The following is a 5,922-nucleotide window of genomic DNA, read 5'->3' on the forward strand; positions in this document are numbered from 1 at the left end:
TGTTATTGCACATCGAACACAGCTCTGAGTTAGGAATAAATTTAATCAGATTGGTATAATACTATATATAGCAAATATGGTTGATTAATGCTTATTTTAAATCAACTTTATTTAAGTCTATGTCACTTAAATAAAGTTGCTTTTGAAGTGTCTGTGCGAAGGGGGTATCTATGAAAGATAACGAAAAGAAGTCGTGTATTATATTTAATGCTACCTTGAGTATTGTCTATAACGCAGCGGTTTCACATAGTTTGTCTAAATCAATAATTGAAATTAATTTACCGTCTACGTTAATTAAGCCACTTTTATGGAAACGATTAAGTAAACGACTTATGGTTTCAACTGTTAAGCCAATATAATTACCAATATCACTACGTGTCATGGTTAAACGAAACTCACTTGCTGACAAACCACGAGCATGGTAACGCTCACTTAAACTAACAATAAAGGTGGCTACTCGTTGCTCTGCATTTTTACGGTTGAGTAAGGTTAGCATTTCTTGATCAGTTTTTATTTCATGACTCATTAATCGTAATACCTGCTTTTTAAGCTTCGGCATAGTATTAGATAACTCATCTAAATTTGTATAAGGAATTTCACAAACCATTGATGTTTCAAGTGCTTGTGCAAAGCTTGGGTGAGAGCTATCAGCAATGGCATCAAAGCCAAGTAAATCACCTGCTAGATGAAATCCGGTAATTTGCTCTTCACCTTGTTCGTTTACGGTAAAGGTTTTAAATGTGCCAGAACGTATAGCATACAAAGCATGCATTTCTTGACCGTCATGAAAAATTTTATCGCCTTTATGAATAGGACGTTTACGATCGATAATATCATCAAGAGAGCTCAACTCTTGATCGTTTAAAGAAAAGGGTAAACATAGTTCACTAATACTACAGTTTTGACAATTGATATGTTGTGTAGAAGGACAGCTCTTATTCGGCATTTTATTTACTCTACTGATTAACTCTACTGTTTAACTCTATGGTTAGTACAGCCAAGTGACTTTATTCATTTTTATAGATGGTATTAGAACAGCATTTGATATGCAACTATAAAACTGTATATGCCATACGCAATAAGTGACAAAGCCATTAACTTCCTAAAGATAGTACTATTAAGTAAAGTATTTACATGACTTATGCCAAATGAAAGGGCTATTAAAGCAGGTAGCGTACCTAAACCAAAACAAAGCATAATTGCTGCGCCTGTTATGCTACTGCCACTAGCAAGTGCCCAAGTTAACGTAGAGTAAACTAAACCACAAGGAAGCCAGCCCCATAAGGCTCCTAGCCCTAATGCTTTTCTACGATTATCCACGGGTAATACGTGCTTGGCCAGTGGTGATAGTTTTCTCCACAAGCCTTTACCTAAAGCTTCAATTCTATTTAACCATAACAGCCATTGGCCAATATATAAGCCTAACAGAATAACAAAAATGGCAGCAACTAGACGTAAGCCGGCAATAGGTAAACCGATGTTTTTAGCTGCAATTGAACCGGTAAAGCCGACAATAGCGCCAATGAAAGCATAACTGCCAATACGGCCAATATGATAAAATAAAATAAGTGCTAGGCGAGTAATTTGATGATTACAACGGCTATGTGTTATTACTGGTTCATTTGCCGTGGTCGCATCAGAAGAGGCTTGTGTGCTTGCTTCTGTTGATATAACTTTAATTGCTATTGCGTCGTTTTTATTCGTGGTTGATTTACCTTCTTTCGCTGCACTGACTGGTTTATTAAGTGCAGAAGTGAGTATGGTGGTTATACCGCCGCACATCACTAAACAATGTCCTGAGCCTAGCAGGCCAATAAGAAAAGCAGAAAACAAATCGATGCTCATTACTTATTTTAGCTCGTTTGAAGGTGTGCTACTTTGGGGCGTTGTAGTCTTTTGTTCTTGTTCTTGTTCAGGCTTAGTGTTTTTATCTTTTTTATCATCAAAAAGAATACTCATACCTTGTTTTTCAAGATCATCAAATTGCTCTGTTTTCACTGCCCAAAAAAATAAATAAATACCTAACGCAGTTAATAATGCTGCGATTGGAATTAAAATGTAAATAATGCTCATATTTCTCTCACGGTTAACTTAATAATACATTTTTCATAAATATTGAGATAATTAAATAGGGTGTTCTCTTATTTTTATTAGTGACTAACTTGTTCTTGCTACTTACTTTTTAAGTAATCGTAAAGAGTTAGTAATCACTAAAATCGAGCTAGCTGACATACCAATAACCGCCATATAAGGGGTAATATAACCCATTACCGCTAAAGGCAACACAATAGCATTATAACCAAAAGCCCATAAGTAATTTTGCTGTATTATGCGTTTAGTTTTGTGTGATACAGTGATTAACGTATTGATACTACTTAGCTTATTGTTAAGTAATATCACATCAGCACCACTTTTGGTGATATCTGCACCACAACCCATTGCAATCGATATATGTGCCGCACCAAAGACAGGCGAATCATTTACGCCATCTCCAGTCATCGCAACAGTTAAGCCTTGTGCTTGTGCTGCTTTTATTTGCTGCATTTTATCTTTTGCACTAAGACCACCTAACGCATTTTTGATAGGTAAAGTTCGTGCTATGGCATTGCAAGCCGTTTGGTTATCACCAGAAAGTAAGTGAGTTTCGCTGTGTTTATTTAGCGCTCGCAGCGTATCAAAAGTATCTTCACGTAGTTTATCAACAAGGTAAAAGGCGGCAATAACTTGATTATTAGCCATTAATACACAGGTGGAACTTTCTATATTACTATCTGTTTGTTTAAGTGCTGTTGTATTAATGTTGTGGCTACCGGCTAAATTGAGCGATTGTATCCACGCATATTTACCTATGGCATAGTCAATATTATTAATAACACCACTTACACCTTGTCCTGAATGAACTTGTACATTGTCAGCGTCTAATGAGAAATCTCTATACTCGGTGAACGGTTTAGCAATAGGGTGTTCTGAATGAGCTTCTAATGCGGCGGCTATTGCTAATGTTTTCTCTCTTGTATAAAGCGGGTTATCGGTGAATAGACTAATATTGTTTATGGTGAACTCGCCAGTGGTTAATGTTCCTGTTTTATCAAAAGCAAAACAGTCAACTTTTGGCATTGTTTCCATTACATGACCACCTTTGATCATGATCCCCGCTTTATTTAAGCGCGTGGTTGCACAGGTTAAACCTGTTGGTGTAGCTAAAGAAAGTGCACAAGGGCAGGTTGCTACTAATACCGAAAGGGTAATCCAAAAAGCTTCTTCAGGCAGATGCTGTTGCCAATAAATAGCAGTAGCAATAGAAGTTAGTAAAATAAGGGCAACAAAATATTGTGCTATTTTATCTGATAATTTAGCTATTTTCGGTTTATGAGCTTGCGATTGCTCGCTTAAACGAATGAGCTGACTTAAAAAAGATTGAGTAGAAGTTTGTTTTACTTCTACTGTAATATTGCCGTCACCGTTAATAGTACCAGCGAAAACTTTGTCGTTAACTGTTTTACTAATAGGTAGTTGCTCGCCAGAGAGCATAGCTTCGTTTAATTGGCTTATACCTGAAATAATGATGCCATCAGCAGGGACAACCTCACCCGGTTTGACTAACACCAAATCACCTTTGGCTAAGTTTTTGGCAGCGACTAATTGCTCTGAATTGTTAATATCATCAGCTGATATTAATTTAACAGCTGTTAACGGCATCAATTTTAACAAGTTAGCAGATACTTGTGCCGCTCGTGAACGTGCTCTAAATTCTAAAAACTTACCGATAAGTAATAAGAAAGTAAACATCGAAACAGATTCAAAATATACTTCGCCTTGCTGGGTTATTGTTGCCCAAGCACTTGCGCTAAACGCTAAAATAATTGCAATAGAGACAGGTACATCCATAGATAAACGTTTAGCTCTTATTGCTTTTATAGCTCCCGTATAAAAAGGAAAAGCGCCGTAAACTATTATGGGGGTTGATAATATAAAACTAACCCAACGAAGATAAATAGTATTGTGCTCAGTCATATCGGAAAAAGCACCAAAATAAAGACCAAAAGCAATCATCATCACTTGCATCATTAAGATGCCACTAATACCTAAGCGTTTAATAAAGGCTTTACTTTGTTTTTTATTACTTATCTCAGCATCATTTGCCTTGAAAGGCATAGCTTGATAACCGATGTTCTCTATCGCAAGTAAAATATCACTGAGCTTTACTTGGTCATCTTGCCACTTTACTGTGGCTCTTTGGCTAGTTGCGTTTACATTGATATTGGTTAAACCAGGCAGTTTGTCTAACTGCATTTCAATAAGCCAGGCACAAGCCGCACAACTGATACCATCAACGGTTAAAATAGCTTCTTTAAACTCATTACTTTTACCATCGCTTTTACTACTGTGGAAAATAAACTCACTTTGTAAAACAGCTTCATCAAGTAATTTATTTTTCTGTAACTGCTCAGGGACTAGCGCTTGTCCTTTATGGGCAGGCTCGGTTCGCACCGTATAATATTGTGTTAAGCCATTATCGACAATGGTTTGAGCCACAGCTTGGCAACCAATACAGCACATAGGTTGTTGCGTATTATTTATTTCAACTGAAAGGTTAATGCCAGTTGGAATAGCTTCATTACAGTGAAAACATTGACGGGTCATTGATTGTATACTTATCAATTTATTTCACCCAAATGATGTTCACTAGTTGGGTGAAATAAAGCTTTAGAGGTTAATAGTTGCAGTGTTGATGTAGCAGAATAAACATTTGTTTAACACTTATTGAGCTTTTATCGGATCAGGAATAAATGCAATAAAGCCTGATTGTGGTAACCCGATAGTATCTTGTATTTTCCAGTTTCCTTCAAAAGAGCTTATGGTGACTTTCCATTTACCGCTAATCTCATGATCAAACTGATGTCTGAAGTGGCCATTGCCATCAGGAGTTAACGCTAAATAAAAATCGTGATCTTCAAGGGTAGGGTGAAAAAAGTTTACGTTAAGTAGTGGGAATTTTTTTTCAATCCCTGTTGGCTTTATTAATAATTTATTGTCCGTTAACTGAAGGTCGAAGCGCATACCTAACTTTTGTGCAGTTTTTACTTTATTAACTTCTAAGTTAATAGCCTTGCCTTTTTTATAATAATCACCAACAACTAAGGTGTCGGGATTAGTATTGGCAATAATATAAGTTGTTATACCGGCGACAACAGCGGTAAAGGGTAGAATAAAAACCAACCAAGCCCAAGGCTCGCGGTACCAAGAATCTTTCATGAAATAACTTTTTGATAGTAAAATATTGTTTGGGATTATACCTTTTATATTTATTATCAGCCAGTTTTGAACTAGGTAAAAGCAATATTGTTGTCATAAATCATGTAACAATATTACATTAAGTTTGAATAACAAAAGCTTTAAAGGTAAAGGCTGGTTGTACTTCGCTGTTATTATGGATGTATGTTCTTTGGTAAGCCTAAAAGTGAAATTATCACAGGGCTTACGATTCAAACGACAGCCCAATAACAATGTTATATTCCATTCGGGGGGAGAGTGTACGATATACATGTGAATCATTTCATCAGCAGAATATGAGATAAAATGGCTAAAAAGTACCTCAACAAACCTCTAAATTGAGTTGAGCGTCACAACTATCTGTGAACATGCATTATTAGTGTATAAAAAAGACCTATAGCAAATGCTATAGGTCTTTTAATATTATGAGTTTGAAGTAATCAATACATCAATGTACTTTTATTGCTAGTTAAGAACCTAAAATTACCAATAGAATTAACAAGGTGGTTTTATGATTAGGTATTAATTAGAAAATGTAATACTAGTGATATTGTAAGTGCTATATTGAAATTCGGCGATTACAAATAAGTATAATACCAAGTCCGTTAAATTACTGATCACCTGTACTAGTTAAAATACTTAAATCCT

At 35.8% G+C, this 5,922-nt stretch carries 5 protein-coding genes; all 5 read right to left on the minus strand.

Annotation, left to right across the window (positions count from 1 at the left end; translation table 11 throughout):
- Nucleotides 1-226: 226 nt before the first annotated feature.
- Complete coding sequence (gene fnr / locus KO502_RS03320; protein WP_216021142.1) at nucleotides 227-946, minus strand: fumarate/nitrate reduction transcriptional regulator Fnr; 720 nt, start codon at nucleotides 944-946, stop codon at nucleotides 227-229.
- An 83-nt stretch (nucleotides 947-1,029) separates the two neighbouring features.
- A complete protein-coding gene (locus KO502_RS03325) occupies nucleotides 1,030-1,845 on the minus strand; it encodes a sulfite exporter TauE/SafE family protein (protein ID WP_216021143.1) in 816 nt (271 codons plus the stop codon).
- Between the two features lie 3 nt (nucleotides 1,846-1,848).
- Nucleotides 1,849-2,073 carry a cbb3-type cytochrome oxidase assembly protein CcoS gene (gene ccoS, locus KO502_RS03330; protein WP_216021144.1) on the minus strand — a complete coding sequence of 75 codons (225 nt, stop codon included), beginning with the start codon at nucleotides 2,071-2,073 and terminating at the stop codon, nucleotides 1,849-1,851.
- 102 nt (nucleotides 2,074-2,175) lie between these two features.
- Complete coding sequence (locus KO502_RS03335; protein ID WP_216021145.1) at nucleotides 2,176-4,644, minus strand: heavy metal translocating P-type ATPase; 2,469 nt, start codon at nucleotides 4,642-4,644, stop codon at nucleotides 2,176-2,178.
- Nucleotides 4,645-4,761: 117 nt separating this feature from the next.
- Nucleotides 4,762-5,256: a FixH family protein gene (locus KO502_RS03340; protein WP_216021146.1), complete on the minus strand. Its 495-nt coding sequence runs from the start codon at nucleotides 5,254-5,256 to the stop codon at nucleotides 4,762-4,764.
- Nucleotides 5,257-5,922 lie beyond the last annotated feature (666 nt).

The organism is Colwellia sp. E2M01 (assembly GCF_018860585.1).
Taxonomy (GTDB): domain Bacteria; phylum Pseudomonadota; class Gammaproteobacteria; order Enterobacterales; family Alteromonadaceae; genus Colwellia.

What these genes read in the sequence shown, in the direction of transcription:
- fnr (WP_216021142.1), bottom strand. Translation starts at nt 946, where the DNA reads ATGCCGAATAAGAGCTGTCCTTCTACACAACATATCAATTGTCAAAAC.
- KO502_RS03325 (WP_216021143.1), bottom strand. Translation starts at nt 1,845, where the DNA reads ATGAGCATCGATTTGTTTTCTGCTTTTCTTATTGGCCTGCTAGGCTCA.
- ccoS (WP_216021144.1), bottom strand. Translation starts at nt 2,073, where the DNA reads ATGAGCATTATTTACATTTTAATTCCAATCGCAGCATTATTAACTGCG.
- KO502_RS03335 (WP_216021145.1), bottom strand. Translation starts at nt 4,644, where the DNA reads ATGACCCGTCAATGTTTTCACTGTAATGAAGCTATTCCAACTGGCATT.
- KO502_RS03340 (WP_216021146.1), bottom strand. Translation starts at nt 5,256, where the DNA reads ATGAAAGATTCTTGGTACCGCGAGCCTTGGGCTTGGTTGGTTTTTATT.